Genomic DNA, 584 nt, shown 5'->3' with positions numbered 1-584 from the left:
TCAGAAGAAAATATTTCTTCTCTAATAGGACTTTTTATATGGTTACATCTTTTGGTAAAATTTTACGTAAACTTCGCATTGATCACTCCGAACGCCTCTTAGATATGGCTAAGAAATTAGACATATCTGTATCATTTTTATCTGCTGTAGAAATTGGCAAAAAATCTGTTCCTGTAGAACTGGAAGAAAAGATCATAGAGCTTTATGGTTTAGATAAAGCAATGGCTTCTCTCTTAAAAAAAGAAGCCTATTCTTGTCGAAAAAGCATCGTAATAAAACCTTCTACTCCGTTGCAACGTGAAACTGTTGTTGCGTTTATGAGACTTTTAGATGGCTTACATCAAGAAGCGTTAGCAGATTTCAAAGAAACATTAGAAACATTGTGCGAAGCGTGCTTTATAGAGAAATGTTAGAAAATCCTATTCCCTAACTTTTATTTACGCGTCCCTCACTGTAAAAAAGCTGTATAAATACAGCAAGTTATTTTTACATAAAACTTACATGTTATCCGTGAATGGTATAACGGTAAAGCCCCTATGAAGTATACAATTTACAGAGCACCACTATCTTTACGCTTCATAAAG

The 584-nt window shown here is 33.7% G+C and carries 1 protein-coding gene; it reads left to right on the top strand.

Features of this window, described 5'->3' with window-relative positions; genetic code table 11:
- The first annotated feature begins 38 nt into the window (after nucleotides 1-38).
- Nucleotides 39-413: a helix-turn-helix domain-containing protein gene (locus ACFINF_RS09520; protein ID WP_375620630.1), complete on the top strand. Its 375-nt coding sequence runs from the start codon at nucleotides 39-41 to the stop codon at nucleotides 411-413.
- The last annotated feature ends 171 nt before the right edge of the window (nucleotides 414-584 follow it).

Source organism: Bartonella sp. TS25HLJMH (genome assembly GCF_042193505.1).
In the GTDB taxonomy this organism is placed as follows: Bacteria; Pseudomonadota; Alphaproteobacteria; order Rhizobiales; family Rhizobiaceae; genus Bartonella; species Bartonella grahamii.
The sequence above is the reverse complement of the archived record's forward strand: the minus strand, read 5'-3'. Positions and strand labels throughout refer to the sequence as shown.